Annotated in this window: 19 protein-coding genes; 14 read left to right on the top strand and 5 right to left on the bottom strand. The window is 65.2% G+C overall.

The annotated features are described in order from the left end of the window. From ACODSD_RS15190 to ACODSD_RS15175, 4 genes are all read right to left on the bottom strand, one after another. A partial coding sequence (locus ACODSD_RS15190) for a hypothetical protein (protein WP_488877705.1) occupies positions 1–643 on the bottom strand: 643 nt, incomplete at its 3' end. A gap of 147 nt (positions 644–790) precedes the next feature. Further along, positions 791–2062, bottom strand: a complete 1272-nt coding sequence (rstB, locus tag ACODSD_RS15185; RefSeq protein WP_107800437.1) for a two-component system sensor histidine kinase RstB — start codon at positions 2060–2062, stop codon at positions 791–793. Between the two features lie 6 nt (positions 2063–2068). Continuing rightward, positions 2069–2788, bottom strand: coding sequence for a two-component system response regulator RstA (gene rstA, locus ACODSD_RS15180; protein ID WP_039755039.1), 720 nt, complete (start codon positions 2786–2788; stop codon positions 2069–2071). Positions 2789–2805: 17 nt separating this feature from the next. Further along, complete coding sequence (locus tag ACODSD_RS15175) at positions 2806–2997, bottom strand: hypothetical protein (protein ID WP_146176699.1); 192 nt, start codon at positions 2995–2997, stop codon at positions 2806–2808. Between ACODSD_RS15175 and ACODSD_RS15170 the strand changes: the two genes are divergently transcribed. The 14 genes from ACODSD_RS15170 (at position 2996) to cyoE (ending at position 16043) form a co-directional block, all read left to right on the top strand. Continuing rightward, positions 2996–3328 carry a glycine dehydrogenase gene (locus ACODSD_RS15170; RefSeq protein ID WP_107800436.1) on the top strand — a complete coding sequence of 111 codons (333 nt, stop codon included), beginning with the start codon at positions 2996–2998 and terminating at the stop codon, positions 3326–3328. The two genes, ACODSD_RS15175 and ACODSD_RS15170, sit on opposite strands and share 2 nt — an antisense overlap. A 39-nt stretch (positions 3329–3367) precedes the next feature. After that, entirely contained in the window at positions 3368–3730 is a 363-nt protein-coding gene (locus ACODSD_RS15165; protein WP_107800435.1) for an SFCGS family glycine-rich protein, read from the top strand. Positions 3731–3733: 3 nt separating this feature from the next. Beyond that, complete coding sequence (locus ACODSD_RS15160) at positions 3734–4036, top strand: DUF4312 family protein (protein WP_043591096.1); 303 nt, start codon at positions 3734–3736, stop codon at positions 4034–4036. A 34-nt stretch (positions 4037–4070) separates the two neighbouring features. Then, a complete protein-coding gene (locus ACODSD_RS15155) occupies positions 4071–4847 on the top strand; it encodes a DUF4311 domain-containing protein (RefSeq protein WP_166452683.1) in 777 nt (258 codons plus the stop codon). Between the two features lie 17 nt (positions 4848–4864). Beyond that, positions 4865–5518, top strand: a complete 654-nt coding sequence (locus tag ACODSD_RS15150; protein ID WP_019101591.1) for a DUF4310 family protein — start codon at positions 4865–4867, stop codon at positions 5516–5518. A 10-nt stretch (positions 5519–5528) separates the two neighbouring features. Continuing rightward, positions 5529–6662, top strand: a complete 1134-nt coding sequence (locus ACODSD_RS15145; RefSeq protein WP_488877704.1) for an amidohydrolase/deacetylase family metallohydrolase — start codon at positions 5529–5531, stop codon at positions 6660–6662. Beyond that, the gene (locus ACODSD_RS15140) at positions 6646–7764 is read left to right on the top strand and encodes a DgaE family pyridoxal phosphate-dependent ammonia lyase (protein ID WP_488877703.1); all 1119 of its coding nucleotides are present in this window, start codon (positions 6646–6648) and stop codon (positions 7762–7764) included. The genes ACODSD_RS15145 and ACODSD_RS15140 overlap by 17 nt, the downstream gene beginning before the upstream one ends. Continuing rightward, a complete protein-coding gene (gene dagF / locus ACODSD_RS15135; protein ID WP_081545444.1) occupies positions 7761–8495 on the top strand; it encodes a 2-dehydro-3-deoxy-phosphogluconate aldolase in 735 nt (244 codons plus the stop codon). Before ACODSD_RS15140 ends, dagF begins: the two co-directional genes overlap by 4 nt. Positions 8496–8541: 46 nt before the next feature. Then, positions 8542–10458: a BglG family transcription antiterminator gene (locus tag ACODSD_RS15130; RefSeq protein ID WP_107800429.1), complete on the top strand. Its 1917-nt coding sequence runs from the start codon at positions 8542–8544 to the stop codon at positions 10456–10458. A gap of 724 nt (positions 10459–11182) precedes the next feature. Continuing rightward, a complete protein-coding gene (cyoA, locus tag ACODSD_RS15125; RefSeq protein ID WP_319792906.1) occupies positions 11183–12118 on the top strand; it encodes a ubiquinol oxidase subunit II in 936 nt (311 codons plus the stop codon). A gap of 7 nt (positions 12119–12125) precedes the next feature. Further along, positions 12126–14168 (top strand): cytochrome o ubiquinol oxidase subunit I, encoded by a 2043-nt coding sequence (gene cyoB / locus ACODSD_RS15120; protein ID WP_107800428.1) that lies wholly within the window; start codon positions 12126–12128, stop codon positions 14166–14168. A 15-nt stretch (positions 14169–14183) separates the two neighbouring features. Next, on the top strand, positions 14184–14798 hold the full coding sequence (gene cyoC, locus ACODSD_RS15115) for a cytochrome o ubiquinol oxidase subunit III (protein ID WP_107800427.1): 615 nt from the start codon (positions 14184–14186) through the stop codon (positions 14796–14798). Then, entirely contained in the window at positions 14795–15115 is a 321-nt protein-coding gene (gene cyoD, locus ACODSD_RS15110) for a cytochrome o ubiquinol oxidase subunit IV (protein ID WP_227104785.1), read from the top strand. The genes cyoC and cyoD overlap by 4 nt, the downstream gene beginning before the upstream one ends. Before the next feature lie 22 nt (positions 15116–15137). Next, positions 15138–16043 (top strand): heme o synthase, encoded by a 906-nt coding sequence (gene cyoE, locus ACODSD_RS15105; protein ID WP_227104783.1) that lies wholly within the window; start codon positions 15138–15140, stop codon positions 16041–16043. 71 nt (positions 16044–16114) lie between these two features. Here cyoE and ACODSD_RS15100 read toward each other — a convergent pair whose 3' ends face one another. After that, a complete protein-coding gene (locus tag ACODSD_RS15100) occupies positions 16115–18079 on the bottom strand; it encodes an acetyl/propionyl/methylcrotonyl-CoA carboxylase subunit alpha (RefSeq protein ID WP_488877702.1) in 1965 nt (654 codons plus the stop codon). Positions 18080–18083 lie beyond the last annotated feature (4 nt).

The raw sequence follows: 18083 nt of genomic DNA, 5'->3' as shown, positions 1-18083 counted from the left end.
AAGCGTCGGCTTTAGCGGCTTGAGCTTTCTGAGCAGCGGAAGCTTCTTTCTTAGCTACGTGCTTTTTGGCTTTTTTGGCTTTTTTCGGAGCGGAAGCGTCGGCCTTGGCGGCTTGGGCTTTCTGAGCGGCGGAAGCTTCTTTCTTGGCTACGTGCTTCTTGGCTTTTTTAGCTTTCGGAGCGGAAGCGTCGGCTTTAGCGGCTTGAGCTTTCTGAGCAGCGGAAGCTTCTTTCTTAGCTACGTGCTTTTTGGCTTTTTTGGCTTTTTTCGGAGCGGAAGCGTCGGCCTTGGCGGCTTGGGCTTTCTGAGCGGCGGAAGCTTCTTTCTTGGCTACGTGCTTCTTGGCTTTTTTAGCTTTCGGAGCGGAAGCTTCAGCTTTGGCGGCTTGAGCTTTCTGAGCGGCGGAAGCTTCTTTCTTAGCTACGTGCTTCTTGGCTTTTTTAGCCTTCGGAGCGGAAGCTTCGGCTTTGGCGGCCTGAGCTTTTTGAGCAGCGGAAGCTTCTTTCTTCGCTACTTTTTTCTCGGCTTTCTTAGCCTTGTGGATCGCAACCGGAGCGGAAGCAGCAGCTTTTTCAGCGGCGAAGCCGTTAACGGACACCAGGCTGAAAGCAGCGGTCAGAGCAAGCAGAGCCAGCTTTTTCATTTATGAAACTCCTAAGTTTCTTGGATTGGTATGAAAGTGGACATGTAGTCCTTTTCAGGCCGAAATGCTAACCATGACAAGGGGCTGAGTCTATGCCTTCTGTGTATCCCAATGTTACGGAATGTACAGGTGCGGCGACGGCGGATGTCAGATCGGCCAGCGGAACAGAAAGCGCGCGCCGCCCAGCGGCGAGCTTTCCACTTTCACCTCGCCGCGGTGGGCGCGGGCGATGCCGGCGACGATGGCCAGGCCCAGGCCGTGGCCGCCGGTCTTGCGGCCGCGGCTTTCGTCCAGCCGCACAAAGGCGTCGAACACCCGGCCGCGGTCCTGTTCCGGAATGCCGGGGCCGTCGTCGTCCACCATGATGATGCAGTGGCGCTGCTCGACGATGATGCTGGTCTGCACCAGGCGGTTGGCGTGGCGGCGGGCGTTGGACAGGAAGTTGTCCAGCACCCGGGTCAGCAGGTGTTCGTCGGCGGTGATGGCCAGGCTGGCCCCGGCCGGCTCCAGCCATTGAATGTCCTGCGTCAGCGCGGCCTGGCCGGCGATGCGGTCCTTGGCCCAGGGGATGGCGTCGAAGCTGCTGAGCTTCAGCGGCGCTTCCGGCCGGTCCAGCCGCGCGTGCAGCAGCAGCTCTTCCACCAGCTTGTCGATGGCGGAGAGGTCGCGCTCTATCGCCTGCCGCTCCGGGCTGCTCTCGTCGCCTTCCAGCAGCGCCATCCGGTAGCGCAGCCGTGCCAGCGGCGTGCGCAGTTCATGGGCCACGGCGTTGGTCAGCGTCTTCTTGCTATTGATCAGCGCGGCGATATTGTCGGCCATGTGGTTGAAGGCGACGCCCAGCTGGCTGACGCCGGAGCGCGGCGGCAGGTCCACGCGGGCGGACAGATTGCCGCTGGCCAGCTTGCCGGCGGTCTGCTCCAGCGCCACCAGGTCGCGCCAGTGCGGCCGCATCCATAGAAACACCGGTATCGCCAGCGACAGGCCGATGAAGCCCAGCAGCGCGTAGTCGAACCATTTGAGCTGGTGCAGGAAGAATAGATAGCGCAGCGGACCGGCCACCAACAGGTAGTTGCTGTCCTCCAGCTTTTGCAGGAACACGTATTTGTCTTCCAGCATCACGATTTCGCCGCGGTCCAGCGCCTGCTTGGATTCGTCGTCCAGCAGATAGCTGCTCATCTTCTCCACTTTGACGCGGAAGGTGAAGCCGTGGTCGGAGTTGGCCAGCGTTTCGCTCCAGCGGTCTTCCGGCACGCCGCGCAGATCGGCTTCGATCAGCGACAGCGTGGTGCGCAGCAGGTCGGACAGATAGCGCTCGCCCACGTCGTCCACCGCCTGCTTGTAGACCGCGCCCACCAAGACCACCGCCACCAGGAAACAGGTCATCAGCAGCAGGTAGAACTGGATGAACAATCGGCGCATGCGCGCTTACTCCCAGCCGGACAAGGAGAACAGATAGCCGCGGTTGCGCACTGTCTTGATGCGGAACGGCTCGCTGGGATTGTCGCCCAGTTTCTTGCGCAGCCGCGAGATGGCCACGTCTATGCTGCGGTCCAGGCCGTCGTAGCTGACGCCGCGCATTTCCTTGAGCAGGATGTCGCGATTCAAGGTTTCGCCGGCGTGGCTGGCCAGCAGCCACAGCAGGTCGAAGTCCGAGGTGGACAGCGGGATCTTTTCGTTGGCCAGCGTCACGTCGCGGCTGATCGGGTCTATCGCCAGTTGGCCGAACACCACTTTGCGGGTGCCGGGCTTGGGCGCGGCGGCGTCGGCGTTGGCCGGAGCGGGCCGCAGATTGCGCAGCTGGGCGCGCAGCCGCGCCACCAGCACCGAGGGCGGCGTGGTTTTCAGGATGTAGTCGTTGGCGCCCAGTTCCAGGCCCAGGATCTGGTTCATATCGCTGTCCAGCGAGGTCAGCATGATGATGGGGCCGTCGAATTTGGGACGCAGCTCGCGGCAGATGGAGAGGCCGTCTTTGCCGGGCAGCATGATGTCCAGCAGCACCAGGTCCGGCGCTTCGCGGGCGATGGTGTCCAGCGCGGCGTCGCCGCGCGGTTCCACCACCACGTCCATTTCATGGCGGGACAGAAAGTCGCTGATCAGCTCGGCCAGGTCGGCGTCGTCTTCTACAAACACGATGCGGTGGGTCATGCCTTGCATCCATCTATTCAGTGGTCAATCCGCGAAGTATCGCCCGAGCCGCCGCGCGCTTCAACTGCAAGCACGGTCAGGACCGCCTTGTTTCCGCCCGGCGAGCAGGCGATTTCCGTTTCGAAGCGGAAAATCCACCGGTCCACAGTTGCCGGCGGCTTGATTACAGTTTCCTGACATCGCCAACCGTTTTGCAAAGGAAAGCTCATGAACGATCAAGTCCGTCCCGCCGCCGTCGACCAGACCGCGATCCGCCGCCTGGCGGACCAGGTTCTGGGGCAGATTCCCGCCTTGCTGGACGCGGCCGGCAAGTCTCTGACCGAGGTTCAGCAGCAGAAGCTGGATTCGCACGTGCTGGCGATGGCGCGCCGCTCGCTGACCGGCGAAGGGCTGCCGGATTTCGACAAGAGCCTGTTCGACGAGATTTCGGACACCACGCGGCGGCTGTCCGCCGCGGTGGTGGCCCTGTTCGGCAATCTGCCGGAAGAGGAAGCGCTTTTGCTGTCCATTCATTTCGAGATGGCCAAGAACAAGGCCTGAAGTCCGCCGTGCATAGATAGAGAGATAGAGGAGAAGACAATGACACAGATAACCGTAGTGATTGGCGACCGTCTGGGCAAGGGACAGAAAGTGGGCGCGGGCGCGGAGGCCGCCGGCGCGCGCGCGGTGGTGATCGCGGGCATGGCCGCGGATATGAAGCTGGGCGACGTGATGCAGGCGGAGGGCGCGCAGCTGGGCATTTCCTTCTGCGGCAGCGGCGGCGCCGGCGCCATCACCGCGCAGACCAAGTACGGCTACAAGGCCAAGTACGGCATGCGTTCGGTGGAGGAGGGCGTGACCGCGATCGAGGAGGGCTACACCGTGCTCGGCTTCGGCTTCATGGACAAGGAAGAGCTGGGGCAGCGGCTGGTGGCGGCCTATCAGAAGAAATACGGCGGCTGAGCGATGCAAAGGCGTTTCGAGTCCAGCGTGACGGTCAGCGGCCGCGGCGACAGCAAGGCGCAAGCTTGCGCCGACGCCTTGTCCGGCGTGCAGCGCGCGGTGACGGCGGCCGGCCATCCGGTGCTGTTGCGCATCGAGCCCATGCGGGTGACGGTGGTCGCGGCGGAGGAGATCCGCCGCCGCGAGCGCTTTCTGTTCTTCTTCCTGCCGCGGGACAGGCTCAGCTACGCCGTCACGCTGGAGGTGGAGGTCAGCGTGACGGCGCTGGATATCGAGGCCGTGCCCTTCGTCGCGCGCCAGGTTTAGGCGCCGGCTGTCGTTTTATTCCGAGGAGGAAGCCATGCTTCTGATCATTCTTCTCAAGTCGCTGTTGATAGGCGGTCTGGTCGGCGTCGCGGTGGGCGCCGGCGCGGCCCGCATGTTCCACGCGCCGACTTCCCAGGGCATGGGCGCTTTCCGCACCCTGGGCGAGCTCAATTCCTGCGAGGGCGACCCGGCTTCGCATTTTTCCTTCGGCCTGGGCTTTTTCTTCAACGCCTGGGCCTCGTCGGTGGCCGCCGGCGCCTTCACCCAGGACATCGACCACCGGGTGATTCCGCACTGGGGCGCCGCGGCGCTGCTGGCGCGCAACCGCAATCTGGCGGAGACCCTGCACAACCCGCGCAAGATGGCCTTGGTGTGCGGGGTAATCGGCATGCTGCTGGTGGCCTTCCTGAACACCACCGCTTCGGCGGTGCCGGCTTCGCTGCAAATCACCGCGGTCAAGGTCTTGGTGCCCGCGGCCAACCTCTTGGTCAACACCGTGATGCCGGTGATTTTCTGGCTGGCGGCGATTGAGGCCGGCCGGCGTTCCGGTCTGTGGGGCACGGTGTTCGGCGGCCTGGCCCAACTGATCATGGGCAATGCGGTGCCGGGCCTGGTGCTGGGCATTCTGATCGGCAAGGGCGTGGACGAGGGCGGCTGGAACAAGGTGACCAAGCTGATGATGGCGGCCATCGTGGCGCTGTTCGCGCTCAGCGCCTTCTTCCGCGGCTTTGATCTGAAGCTGCTGAGCAGCTTCCACTTGAACGCCCCGTCCTGGCTGGAACTGCTGCACGCCGCCGTGCGCGGCGCTTGAGGTTGAAGGAGAGAATGATGACTGAACAAGCACAAACCGGGGGTTTCTGGCTGGCGGACTGGTCTTTTCCCTTGCTGGTGGGGCTGTTGTCCGCCGGCGTGTTCGCCGGCACGCATATGTATTACGTCTACGGCATAGGCGCTTTCAACGAGGTGGCCTTCGTGTCGATGCTGCGCGCCGGCATGGACACCGGCGTCTACGGCGCGGTGGCCGCCTTCGGCGCCAGCTTCTTGTTCGCCCGGGTGATAGAGGGCTCGCTGGTGGGCATTCTGGACATCGGCGGCGCCATCATGACTGGCGTCGGCCTGGGCATTCCGGCGATGTTCCTCGGCGCCGGCATCTTGTTTCCGGTGGAAAACTTCGGCGCGGCGCTGGCCACCGGGATGGTGATCGGCTTGCTGATCGGCGCGGTCATTATTTTCGCGCGCAAATTCACCATCAATCAGGGCAATTCCACTTACGGCGCCGACGTGATGATGGGCGCGGGCAACTCCTCCGGCCGCTTCCTCGGCCCGCTGATCATCCTGTCGGCGATGGCGGCGTCGATTCCCATCGGCGTCGGCTCGCTGCTGGGCGCGCTGGTCTTCTATCTGTGGGGCAAGCCCATCACCGGCGGCGCCATCCTGGGCGCGATGCTGCTGGGCACGCTGTTCCCGGTGGCGATTGCCTGAGGAGGCGGCGATGGATGATTTGCTGATCAAGGACGCTTTGCTGGCCGACGGCTCGGTAATGGACATTGCGGTCCGCCACGGCAAGATCGCCGGGCTGGGGCGGCTGGACGGCCCGGCCCGGCGCACGCTGCGGCTGGACGGACGCTGGCGGCTTAGCGCCGGCTGGATAGACGGCCATGTGCATTGCAACCCGGCCTCGCCGATTTATCACGATGAGCCGGATCAGGTGGGCGTGGCCGGCGGGGTCACCACGGTGGTGGACGCCGGCAGCGTAGGGGCCGATGACGTCGCCGCCTTCCGCGAGCTGGCCGGCGCTTGCCGCACCGATGTGCGCGCCTTGCTGAACATCTCGCGCATCGGCCTCGTCACCCAGCATGAATTGGCCAATCTGGGCGACGTCGACGTGGCGCTGGCCGGCGCGGCCATCCGCGCGCATCGCGATTTCATCGTCGGCATCAAGGCGCGGCTCAGCGGCAGCGTGGTCGGCGCCAACGGCGTCGCGCCGCTGGCGCGGGCCAAGGAGATACAGCGGCGCTTCGGGCCGCTGCCCTTGATGGTGCACATCGGCAACACCCCGCCGTCGCTGGACGAGATCGCCGAATGGCTGGAGCCGGGCGACATCGTCACCCACTGCTTCAACGGCAAGCCCAACCGCATCCTGGACGCCGCCGGCGCGCTGCGCGCCTCGGTGCGGGCGGCGATCGAGCGCGGCGTGCTGCTGGACGTCGGCCACGGCAGCGCCAGCTTCAGTTTCCGCGTGGCGCGCGAGGCCATGGCGCTGGGCCTGTACCCGGACACCATTAGCTCGGATATCTATTGCCGCAACCGCGTGGCCGGGCCGGTGTTCGGCCTGGCGGCGGTGATGTCCAAATTCCTGAGCCTGGGCATGCCGCTGGAGAGGGTGCTGGACTGCGTGACCCGGCGGCCGGCGGAAGCGTTGGGACTGGGCGGCAAAGGCCGGCTGGAAGCGGGCGCGGACGCCGATCTGACCATTTTCGACATTGAAACCGCGCCGCGGCCGCAGAGCGACTGCGACGGCGACACGCTGACCGGCGTGCGGCACCTGACGCCGCTGGCGGCGGTGGCGGGCGGCGTCTTGCTGCCCACCGAACAAGGAAAGGCTTGCCATGTCTTCGATCTATGAGCAGTACCAGCTTAAGCCGGTGATCAACGCTTCCGGCCGCATGACCCTGCTCGGCGTGTCCACGCCGGCGCCGGAAGTGAGGGCGGCGATGGTCCAGGGCCTGGAGCGGTATTTCGAGATGAAGGATCTGGTCGACAAGACCGGCGACTACATCGCCCGGCTGCTGGAGGCGGAGGCCGCGACGGTGGTGTCCTGCGCGGCCGCCGGCATTGCCCAGTCCGTGGCCGCCGTCATCGTCCGCGACGATCCGCGCCTGCTGGTGAATCTGCATGCGCAGCCGGTGGCCGGACCGCGCGAGATCGTGCTGCCCAAGGGGCACAACGTCAATTTCGGCGCGCCGGTGGGCTCCATGGTGGCGCTGGGCGGCGGCCAGGTGGTGGAGGCCGGCTGGGGCAATGAGTGCTCGGCCGCGCAATTGGAGGCGGCGGTCGGCCCCGGCACGGCGGCTATTTTGTATATCAAGTCCCACCACGCCTTGCAGAAAAGCGTGCTCGGCGTGGCCGAGGCCGCCGAGGTGGCGCGCCGCCGGAAGGTGCCGCTGATCGTCGACGCGGCGGCGGAGGAGGACTTGCGCGAGTATTACCGGCTGGGCGCGGACCTGGTGATCTACAGCGGGGCCAAGGCGATAGAGGGGCCGACCAGCGGCCTGGTGCTGGGCCGCCGCCAGTATGTGGAATGGGTCAAGCTGCAAAGCCAGGGCATAGGCCGGGCGATGAAGGTGGGCAAGGAGGGCATTCTGGGCCTGACGTGCGCGATAGAACGCTATCTGAAGCAGGACAAGGAAAGCGGGGCGGCGATGGCGGAGCGGCTGCGGCCCTTCATCGCCGGGCTGAACCAGTTGGCCGGCGTCAGCGCGCGCCTGGTCTGGGACGCCGCCGGCCGCGACATCGCCCGCGCCGAGATCGCTTTCGACGCCAGCGCCACCGGCGTCAGCGCGGTGGCCGCCGCCGCCGCGCTGAAACAGGGCGAGGTCGCCATTTATTTCCGGGAATACCGGGCCAACGAGGGCAAGCTGGAGGTGGACGCGCGCAGCGTGGACGCCGCTCAGCTGGAACAGATCGGCACGCGCATCCGCCGCTTGCTGACGGGAGAGAAGGCATGAAACTGGAACCCCATTTTTATCAGGACCGCGTTTGCTTGAATGTACTGGCTGGAAGCAAGCACAATGCCCGTCAGATTCATCAGGCGGCGGAAGGCCATGTGCTGGTGGGCGTGCTGTCGAAGAACTACGCCGACGTGGACAGCGCGGTGGCGGACATGCGCGAGTACGCGGCCTTGATCGACAACGCCTTGTCGGTGGGGCTGGGCGCCGGCGATCCGCGCCAGTCCGACATGGTCAGCGCCATTGCCGGCCAAGTGCAGCCGCAGCACGTCAATCAGGTGTTCACCGGCGTGGGCGCCAGCCGCGCGCTGCTGGGCCAGGCGCGTACCGTGGTCAACGGCCTGGTGTCGCCCAGCGGTATTCCGGGCCTGGTCAAGGTGTCCACGGGTCCGCTCAGCGCCGGCGCGCCGGTCTGCGCCGCGCCGGTGGACACCGCCATCGCCATGCTCAAGGATATGGGCGGCAGTTCGATCAAGTACTTCCCCATGGGCGGGCTGGATTGCCGCGACGAATACCTGGCGGTGGCGGAGGCCTGCGCGCGGCATGATTTCTGGCTGGAGCCCACCGGCGGCATCACGCTGGAGAATTTCAGCGAGATCGTCCGCCTGGCGCTGGAGGCCGGCGTGCCCAAGGTGATACCGCATGTGTACAGTTCCATCATCGACGCCAGCGGCGAAACCCGGCCCGGCGACGTGGAGCGGCTGTTGTCGATGGTGAAAGCCTTGTTGTAGACGCGTCCGGGGAGGCCGGACGCGGATGGGTTTAAGAAGGAGGCTTATGGTCAAATTCCCCTATCAACGGCTGGCCCAGGCCTTTGCCGCCCTGCAGGCGGAAGCGTTGCCGCAGGAAGAGCTGGCGCGCCGGCTGGCGGTGTCCACCCGCACCGTGCGCAACGACATCGACGCGCTCAACGCCATTCTGGCCGAGCACGGCGCGCGCTTCGTGCTCAAGCGCGGCGAGGGCTACCGGCTGCAGGCCGACGACCCGGAACGCTTCCAGCAGGTGCGGCCGCAGGCCGGCTCCGGCCGCGCCATTCCGCGTCAGGCCGGCGAGCGGGTGCATTATCTGCTGGCGCAGTTCCTCGGCTCCGCCTACGCCTTGAAGCTGCAGGACCTGGCCGACGCCTGGTGCGTCAGCCGGGCCACCTTGCAGACGGACATGGCCGAGGTGCGCGAGCGCCTGGCCGGCTACGGCCTGAGCATAGAGGCCAAGCCGCATTACGGCATGAAGCTGCTGGGCGCGGAATCCTCCATCCGCGTCTGCCTCAGCGATCTCTTGGCGCAGCTGGCGGCGGAGCGGGCGGACCATCCCTTGTTGAGCGCGGACCCGGTGCTGGCCGACGCGCTGGCGACGGTGCGCGCCGGCCTGCCCGGCTGCCTGAGCCGCGCCGGCGTCCGCCTCAGCGACGACGGCGCCCAGTTCCTGAGCTTTTATTGCGCGGTGGCGGCCAAGCGCATCGTCGACGGTTTTCCCTTGCAGGATTTCTCCTGCGAGGAAGCGCCGCCGGCGGCGGCCCAGGCCGCGACGCACATCGCCGGCCTGCTGCGGCGCATGAGCGGGGTGGAGATCGCCGCCGCCGAGCAAGCCTTCCTCTGCGTCAACATCGCCGCGCGCAGCCTGAGCGGCATATTGCCCAGCGCGATCAACGCCGACGACGCCGACGCGCTGGTCCGCTACATCCTCGACTACATCAACCGCCATTACCGCTACGATCTGCGCGCCGACCGGCAATTGCGCGACGATCTGGTCACCCACGTCAAAACCATGATCACCCGGGTGCGTTACCAGATCACGCTGGCCAATCCGGTGCTGGCCGACATCAAGCAGCATTACGCGCTGGCCTACGACTTCACGCTGGCGGCGGTGTCGAGTTGGGCCAAGCACTCGCCGTACCGGATCTCGGAGAACGAGATCGGCTATCTGGTGCTGCACATCGGCGTGGGGCTGGAGCGCCATTACCAGATCGGTTATCTGCGTCGGCCGCAGGCCCTGCTGGTGTGCGACGGCGGCAACGCCACGCTGCGCACGCTGGAGGCGGTGCTGCGGCGTCGCTTTCCGCAGCTGGAGGTGTGCGCCGCCTTGTCCTGTCAGGAGTACGAGGCGCTGGAGCATGTGGGCGCGGATTTCGTGGTGTCCACGGTGAGGCTGGAGGACAAACGCAAGCCGGTGGCGCTGCTGTCGCCGTTTCCGTCGGATTACCAGCTGGAGCAATTGGCGCGGTTGGTGGCGGTGGACCGCACCCGGCCCTATATGCTGGAGCGCTATTTTTCCGCCCAGCATTTCTGGGTGGCGGAGCAGGGGCTGAGCCAGCAGGCGCTGTTCGAGCGCGTTTGCGGGCGGCTGCGCGAGGAAGGCTATGTCGACGCCGATTTCCTGCCTTCGGTGCGCGAGCGCGAGGACATCCTCAGCACCATGCTGGGCGACGGCATCGCCTTGCCGCACTCGCTGGGCTTGCTGGCGCGCAAGACCACGGTGTGCACCATCATCGCGCCTCACGGCATCGCCTGGGGGGAGGGCGGCGTGGCGCGGGTGATCTTCCTGCTGGCGATCAGCAAGACCGAGTACGAGGAAGCGATGGCGATCTACGAGCTGTTCGTTTCCTTCATGCGTCAGCGCGCCGGCGCCCGGCTGGTGGAGAGCCGCAGTTTCGAAGCGTTTCTGCGCAATGCCTTGCTATGTCTGCCCGACGCCTGAGCCAGGCGGGGCCGGCGTTTTCCTCGCTGTCAATCCATATTGTTTGGTTTATGTTTTTGTTGCGATTTGTATTGAATCCCGTTGTTTTTGTGCACTGCAAGGGGCGGAGTTCCAGCTTTTTTGTAACAGTTTGAAACTGTGTATAGGTTCGAGTATTTACTTCATGCTTTCGTTCTAGATCACGCCATGTCTGCGCTTTGGCTCTATTTTCGTCATTGATCTGTAACAAGCTCTCTGGATTTACCCCGCGAGCGGCCGTTAACCTGGATCAAATTTGCCCTTGAAAGTTGGGGGCGAACTGTTTTTAATAGCGCCGCCTGGCTTCACAACCGGGATGCTCCCGCCGCTTTCTGCGCCGTCCAGGGCTTGCTTGCCCGCCGGAAGACGCGTCTCCGCCCGAGGGTTCGCCGGCTGTCAGCGTTGTGATGTCCCAGCAGGGGAAGGCCGCTTGTCGCCGTTTTCCTGTCGCGTCATCCACCCGGGGCGATTCGCGTCGCCCCTGTCGATTGATCATGCCGACCTTTCGATTTTGATCAGCTCGCGCTGCGAGTTCCGCATTGCTTTTTATTATGCCAATAGCATTTGCATGGCCGTCGGCCGCGCAAGGGCTTGCCGTTGCCGTCCGGTCATGAGCCGGGCCTGGATTACCGCCGCCGGGGCCGATGGCGCGCAGCCTTACGCGCCCGGGCGAGATAACAAGAATGTTCAACCCGTAAAGTCGTAAATGATGAGAAACCAAAGACCCTCACGCCTGTGGCGGGGACTTGCTGTAGCTTCGGCGCTGCTGCTCGCCGGGTGTCAAGGCGGAATCCTTGACCCCAAGGGCCCCGTGGCGGCGGAGCAGAAGTCCCTGATCATCACGGCAACCGCGCTGATGCTGCTGGTGGTCATCCCGGTGATCCTGATGACCTTCTTCTTCGCCTGGAAGTACCGCGCCAGCAATAAGGACGCCGTCTATGAGCCGAAATGGTCGCATTCGACCAAGATCGAGCTGGTGGTCTGGCTGATTCCCTGCATCATCATCGCCTTCCTCGCCGTGCTGACCTGGGAAACCACCCACAAGCTGGACCCGTACCGCCCGCTGGATTCCGACCAGAAGCCGATCGAGGTGCAGGTGGTGGCGTTGAATTGGAAATGGTTGTTCATCTATCCGGAGCAGCAGATCGCCACGATCAACGAGCTGGCCTTCCCCAGCAATGTGCCGGTGAACTTCAAGATCACTTCCGACGCGGCGATGAACTCCTTCTTCATCCCGCAATTGGGCGGCCAGATTTACGCGATGGCCGGCATGCAGACCCAGTTGCATCTGCTGGCGCATGAGCCGGGCGTGTACAAGGGCTTCTCCGCCAACTACAGCGGCGCCGGTTTCTCCGGGATGAAGTTCAACGCCGTCGCCACCAAGACGCCGGCGGAGTTCGAAGCCTGGGTCGCCAAGGTCAAGGCCTCCGGCAAGACGCTGGACGTGAACGGCTACCGCGGCCTGGTGCTGCCCAGCGAAAAGAACCCGGTGGCCTATTACGGCGCCGTCACCCCCTATCTGTTCCAGGGCGTGCTGCACAAATACATGACCGGCCGCACCTCGCTGGCCGCCACCGAGGCCGACGTGAAGCTGGCCGCTCTGGCCAAGAGCCTGTGCGAACCGCTGACGGTGAAGGAGTAATCAAGACATGCTGTTAGGCAAACTTACGCTGGACGCCATCCCCTTCCACGAGCCCATTGTGATGGGCGCGCTGGGCGGCGTCGGCCTGATCGGGCTGATGCTGGTGGCCCTGATCTCCAAAATGGGCAAATGGGGCTATCTGTGGCATGAGTGGCTGACTTCGGTCGACCACAAGAAGATCGGCGTGATGTACATCATCGTCGCCATGATCATGCTGTTGCGCGGCTTCGCCGACGCGCTGATGATGCGCGCGCAATTGGCCATCGCCACCGGCGGCAGCCACGGCGTGCTGCCGCCGGATCACTACGATCAGATCTTCACCGCCCACGGCGTGATCATGATTATCTTCATGGCGATGCCGTTCATGACGGGCCTGATGAACATCGTGGTGCCGCTGCAGATCGGCGCGCGCGACGTGGCCTTCCCCTTCCTGAACTCGCTGAGCTTCTGGCTGCTGGTGGCGGCGGTGATTCTGGTCAACCTGTCGCTGGGCGTGGGCAACTTCGCCCGCACCGGCTGGGTGGCCTATCCGCCCTTGGCCGGCATCGCCTTCAGTCCGGACGTGGGGGTGGATTACTACACCTGGGCCTTGCAGATATCAGGGATAGGGACGACGCTGACGGCGATCAACTTCCTGGTCACCGTGATCAAGATGCGCGCCCCCGGCATGAAGCTGATGGACATGCCCATCTTCACCTGGACCTGCACCTGGGCCAATGTGCTGATCGCCAGCTCCTTCCCCATCCTGACCGGCGCGCTGGCCATGCTGAGCCTGGACCGCTACCTGGACTTCCATTTCTTCACCGCGGAAGCCGGCGGCAACGCGATGATGTATCTGAACCTGTTCTGGGCCTGGGGCCATCCCGAGGTGTACATCCTGGTGCTGCCCGCCTTCGGCATTTTCTCCGAGGTGGTGTCCACCTTCACCGGCAAGCGCCTGTTCGGCCATAAGTCCATGATCTACGCCAGCGGCGCGATCTCCATCCTGGGCTTCATGGTGTGGCTGCATCACTTCTTCACCATGGGTTCCGGCGCCAGCGTCAACGCTTTCTTCGGCATCGCCACCATGATCATTTCGATCCCGACCGGGGTGAAACTGTTCAACTGGCTGTTCACCATTTACCGCGGCCGCCTGCGCTTTGAAACCCCCATCCTGTGGACGCTGGGCTTCATGGTCACCTTCTCCATCGGCGGCATGACCGGCGTGTTGATGGCGGTGCCGGGCGCGGACTTCGTGCTGCACAACAGCCTGTTCCTGATCGCCCACTTCCACAACACCATCATCGGCGGCGCGGTGTTCGGCTATCTGGCCGGCGTCACCTTCTGGTTCCCGAAAGTGTTCGGCTTCAAGCTGAACCCGAAACTGGGCAAGGCCTCGTTCTGGTTCTGGCAGATCGGCTTCATGTTCGCCTTCATGCCGCTGTACGTGCTGGGCTTCCTCGGCATGACCCGCCGCCTGAACTACACCACCAACCCGGAATGGGAGCCGTGGCTGTATCTGGCGCTGTTCGGCGCGCTCTTGATCGCCTGCGGCATCGCCTGCCAGTTGCTGCAGATCGTGGTCAGCATCCGCGACCGCAAGAAGCTGGCCGACGTCAGCGGCGACCCGTGGAACGGCCATACCCTGGAGTGGTCCACCTCGTCGCCGGCGCCGTTCTACAACTTCGCCAAGCTGCCGGTGGTGCATGACATCGACGCCTTCACCGACATGAAGGAAAAAGGCGTGGCCTACGCGGTGCCCAAGTCCTACGAGCCCATCCACATGCCGAAGAACACCGCGATGGGCGTCTATATCGGCGGCTTCACCACGGTGTTGGGCTTCGCCCTGATCTGGCATATCTGGTGGCTGGCCATCGTTGGTCTGGTGGGCATCGTCGGCTGCATGCTGGCGCGTGCCTACGACAACGATCTGGACTACTACGTGCAGCCGGAGGAAGTGGAGGCCATCGAGCGCGAGCGTTTCGAAAAACTGGGCATCGATGTGGACAACTACACCGAGCGCGACCCGGCCCAGCCGCACAAGGCGGCGCGTCCGACCACCACCGCGTAACAGGTTGAATCCGACATGACGACTTATGTAAAAGACGCGCACGAAGCGCACGACGACCACGAGCACCACGACAGCGGTTCGCAAACCGTGTTGGGCTTCTGGTTCTACCTGATGACCGACTGCATCCTGTTCGCCAGCGCGTTCGCGGCTTACGCCGTGCTGTTCCGCAATGTGGCGGAAGGCGTGTCCGGCAAGGAGATCTTCGATCTGCAATACGTGCTGGTGGAGACCGCGGCGCTGCTGCTGTCTTCCATCACCTACGGCTTCGCGATGATCGCCGGTCAGAAGGGCAATAAATCCGCGGTGCTGGGCTGGCTGGGCATGACCTTCCTGTTCGGCGCCGCCTTCATCGGCCTGGAAATCAACGAATTCCACCACCTGATCTCCGAGGGCCACGGTCCGCAGGTCAGCGCCTTCCTGTCGGCCTTCTTCGGCCTGGTGGGCCTGCACGGCCTGCACGTGACCGCCGGCCTGATCTGGATGGCGGTGATGATGATGGAAGTGGCCAAGACCGGCCTGACCGGCCGCGCGATGACGCGTCTGAACTGCCTGTCGCTGTTCTGGCACTTCCTCGACATCGTGTGGATCTGCGTGTTCACCGTCGTCTACCTGAAAGGAGCCATGGGATGAGCCAGGCACATCAACACGCCGCCCACGGCAGCGTGAAAAGCTATCTGATCGGCTTCCTGCTGTCGGTGGTGCTCACCGCCATTCCGTTCTGGATGGTGATGGGCGGCGCCTTCACGCCGCAGGCGACGGCGATCGGCATCTTCGCGCTGGCGGTGGTGCAGATCGTGGTGCATCTGAAGTATTTCCTGCATCTGGACTTCAGCAAGGAGGGCAAGCTCAATACCTTCTCCTTCCTGTTCACCGGCATGGTGATCGTGCTGCTGGTCGGGCTGTCGATCTGGATCATCTACACCGCCGACGCGCTGATGATGCGCTGAGGCGGGTTTGAGAGAGACCGTCTTGACATTCAAGCGCTATCTGCAGGTGACCAAGCCGGGCATCATCTTCGGCAACCTGATCTCGGCCGTCGGCGGTTTTCTGCTGGCGGCCCAGGGCCGGGTTGACTGGAGCTTGCTGCTGGCCACCCTGGCCGGCCTCTCGCTGGTGGTGGCGTCCGGCTGCGCGATCAACAACTGCATCGACCGGGACATCGACGCCAAGATGGCCCGCACCCGCAAGCGGGTGCTGGTCACCGGCGCGATGAGCGCGCGGGCGGCGCTGGCCCACGGCCTGCTGCTCGGCCTGGCCGGCTTCTACGCGCTGTGGCGCTGGACCAATCCGCTGGCCTTCGGCTGCGTGCTGTTCGGCTTCGTCATCTATGTGGGGGTGTACAGCCTCTATATGAAGCGCCATTCGGTGTACGGCACCCTGGTGGGCAGCTTGTCCGGCGCGGTGCCGCCGGTGGCCGGCTACTGCGCGGTGACCGGCCGTTTCGACGCCGGCGCGGCCATCCTGCTGCTGATGTTCTGTCTGTGGCAGATGCCGCATTCCTACGCCATCGCCATCTTCCGCCTGCAGGATTACCAGGCGGCGGGGATTCCGGTGCTGCCGGTGGTCAAGGGCATTTCCAGCGCCAAGCGCCAGATCGTGCTCTACATCCTGGCCTTCGGCGCCGCCACCGCGATGCTGGCCTTCGGCGGCTACGCCGGCTACGGCTATCTGGCGGTAGCCGGGGCCACCAGCCTGTGGTGGCTGAAGATGGCCTTGTCCGGCTACAAGCGCAGCATCGACGACCGCGTCTGGGCGCGTCAGCTGTTCTTCTTTTCCATCATCACCATCACCGCGCTGTCGGTGATGATGGCGGTGGATTTCCGGCAGCCGGAGCGGCAGCAACTGGCCGGTTTGAGCGCGTCCGCGCAGTCCTGAACGCCAGCAAGCCAAGACAAAGCGCGGGCCGTGGCCCGCGCTTTTTTCATGGTTGAGCGGCTAGAGCGCGATCAAACGTCGTCGGCCGCGACGCTGGCCAGCAGCTGGTCGGCGGCGACGATGTCGCCCACCCGGCAGTGCAGCGCGCTGACGACGCCGGCGCGCGGCGCGTAGATGCGGTTTTCCATCTTCATCGCCTCGACGACGGCCATCACCTGATTGGCCTCCACCCGCTCATTGACCGCCACCGGCAGCGCCACCACCGTGCCCGGCATCGGCGAGGCCACCCGCTGGCCGGCGTCGGCGTCCGCCTCGGCGGCTTCCGGCTGCTCCGCCTGCAAGCGCAGCCGATGGCCGGCCACCGTCAACTCCATGTCGTCGCCGCAGGGCAGGGCGCTCCATTGCCGCCCGTCCACCTCGCCGCGCCACAGCTCGCCGTCGCGGCGCAGTTCCACGCGCAGGCTCCGTTCCGCCACCGCCGCGCGGACCTGGGCGCCTGAGCGTTCCAGCAGCCGGGCCTGCCAGCGCGAGGCGCCGGCGCGATAGCTCAGCCGGCCCAAGGGCGCGTCCGGGTCCAGCGCGGCGCGGTCGTGCGGGCCGATGCCGCCCTGCCAGGGCGAGGACGATTCGACGCAGGCCAGGGTCAGTTCGACGGCGGCGGCGCAGGCGACGGCCTCGGCCAGCGGCGCGGCTTCCGGCGCGGCGGCGAGCTGGTCGACCAGATGGGTATCCAGCTCGCCGGCCCGCACCCGCGGCTCGCGCAGCAGCCGCTCGATGAAGCCCAGATTGGTGCTCAGGCCCGGCAGCGCGGTGTCGCGCGCGGCGGCTTGCAGCGCGTCCAAGGCCGCGGCGCGGCTGCCGCCGTGGGCGATCAGCTTGGCCAGCATCGGATCGTAGAAAGCCGGCACCTCGCCGCCGTCGCCGTCGAAGGCCGCGTCCACGCGGCAGCCTTGCGGCCAGCGCGCCAGCAGCGCCTTGCCCGGCATGGGCGCGAACTCGCGCAGCGGGTCTTCGGCGTAGACCCGGCATTCGATGGCGTGGCCGTCGGCGCGGATCTCCTCCTGGCGCAGCGGCAGGGCTTCGCCGGCGGCGACGCGCAACTGCCACTCCACCAGGTCCAGTCCGGTGACGGCCTCGGTGACCGGGTGCTCCACCTGCAAGCGGGTGTTCACCTCCAGGAAATAGAACTGGCCGTCCGGCGCCAGGATGAATTCAAAAGTGCCGGCGTTTTGGTAGCCGATGGCCGCCGCGCCGCGCACCGCGGTGTCCAGCAGCACGGCGCGGGTGGCGGCCGGCATCGCGCAGGCCGGGGCCTCCTCGATGATTTTCTGATGACGGCGCTGCAAGGAGCATTCGCGTTCGAACAGATGCGCCACATTGCCGTGGCGGTCGCCGAACACCTGCACTTCCAGATGGCGCGGCCGCGCGATATAGCGCTCCACCAGCAGCCGGCCGTCGCCGAAGCTGGAGCGGCCGACGCGCACCGCGGCGTCCACCGCCTCGCGCAGCGCGGCTTCTTCCCACACCACTTGCATGCCCTTGCCGCCGCCGCCGGCCACCGGCTTGAGAATGACCGGATAGCCGATCTCGGCGCAGCTCTCCAGGATCAGTCCGTAGGACTCGGTGGCTTCCGCCGAGCCCGGCGTCACCGGCACGCCCGCCGCCGCCATCAATTGGCGCGCGCGCGCCTTGTCGCCCATCTGGGCGATGGTGTCGGCGTCGGGGCCGATGAAGACCAGGCCCGCGGCGGTCACCGCGCGGGCGAAGTCGGCGTTTTCCGACAGGAAGCCGTAACCGGGATGGATGGCCTCGCAGCCGCTGTCCAGCGCCGCGGTGATGATGGCCTCGCCGTTCAGATAGCTGGCGCTGGCCGGGGCCTCGCCTATCCAGCGCCGCTCCGCGGCCCCTTCCAGATGCGCGGCGCCGGCGTCGGCCGTGGAGTAGACGGCGACATGCTCGATGCCGAGCCGCCGGCAGCTGCGGGCGATGCGGCGCGCGATCTCGCCGCGGTTGGCGATCAAAATTCGTTTGAACATGGTG

The organism is Chromobacterium sp. FG22 (assembly GCF_057809415.1).
This window is presented reverse-complemented; position numbering and strand designations above follow the sequence as displayed.

Bases quoted from the DNA above. Each gene is read 5' to 3' on its own strand.
- cyoB (WP_107800428.1), top strand. From the start codon at position 12,126: ATGCTGTTAGGCAAACTTACGCTGGACGCCATCCCCTTCCACGAGCCC.
- ACODSD_RS15160 (WP_043591096.1), top strand. From the start codon at position 3,734: ATGCAAAGGCGTTTCGAGTCCAGCGTGACGGTCAGCGGCCGCGGCGAC.
- cyoC (WP_107800427.1), top strand. From the start codon at position 14,184: ATGACGACTTATGTAAAAGACGCGCACGAAGCGCACGACGACCACGAG.
- ACODSD_RS15100 (WP_488877702.1), bottom strand. From the start codon at position 18,079: ATGTTCAAACGAATTTTGATCGCCAACCGCGGCGAGATCGCGCGCCGC.
- rstB (WP_107800437.1), bottom strand. From the start codon at position 2,062: ATGCGCCGATTGTTCATCCAGTTCTACCTGCTGCTGATGACCTGTTTC.
- ACODSD_RS15165 (WP_107800435.1), top strand. From the start codon at position 3,368: ATGACACAGATAACCGTAGTGATTGGCGACCGTCTGGGCAAGGGACAG.
- ACODSD_RS15145 (WP_488877704.1), top strand. From the start codon at position 5,529: ATGGATGATTTGCTGATCAAGGACGCTTTGCTGGCCGACGGCTCGGTA.
- ACODSD_RS15155 (WP_166452683.1), top strand. From the start codon at position 4,071: ATGCTTCTGATCATTCTTCTCAAGTCGCTGTTGATAGGCGGTCTGGTC.
- ACODSD_RS15140 (WP_488877703.1), top strand. From the start codon at position 6,646: ATGTCTTCGATCTATGAGCAGTACCAGCTTAAGCCGGTGATCAACGCT.
- ACODSD_RS15170 (WP_107800436.1), top strand. From the start codon at position 2,996: ATGAACGATCAAGTCCGTCCCGCCGCCGTCGACCAGACCGCGATCCGC.
- cyoA (WP_319792906.1), top strand. From the start codon at position 11,183: ATGATGAGAAACCAAAGACCCTCACGCCTGTGGCGGGGACTTGCTGTA.
- dagF (WP_081545444.1), top strand. From the start codon at position 7,761: ATGAAACTGGAACCCCATTTTTATCAGGACCGCGTTTGCTTGAATGTA.
- cyoD (WP_227104785.1), top strand. From the start codon at position 14,795: ATGAGCCAGGCACATCAACACGCCGCCCACGGCAGCGTGAAAAGCTAT.
- ACODSD_RS15150 (WP_019101591.1), top strand. From the start codon at position 4,865: ATGACTGAACAAGCACAAACCGGGGGTTTCTGGCTGGCGGACTGGTCT.
- rstA (WP_039755039.1), bottom strand. From the start codon at position 2,788: ATGACCCACCGCATCGTGTTTGTAGAAGACGACGCCGACCTGGCCGAG.
- ACODSD_RS15175 (WP_146176699.1), bottom strand. From the start codon at position 2,997: ATGAGCTTTCCTTTGCAAAACGGTTGGCGATGTCAGGAAACTGTAATC.
- ACODSD_RS15130 (WP_107800429.1), top strand. From the start codon at position 8,542: ATGGTCAAATTCCCCTATCAACGGCTGGCCCAGGCCTTTGCCGCCCTG.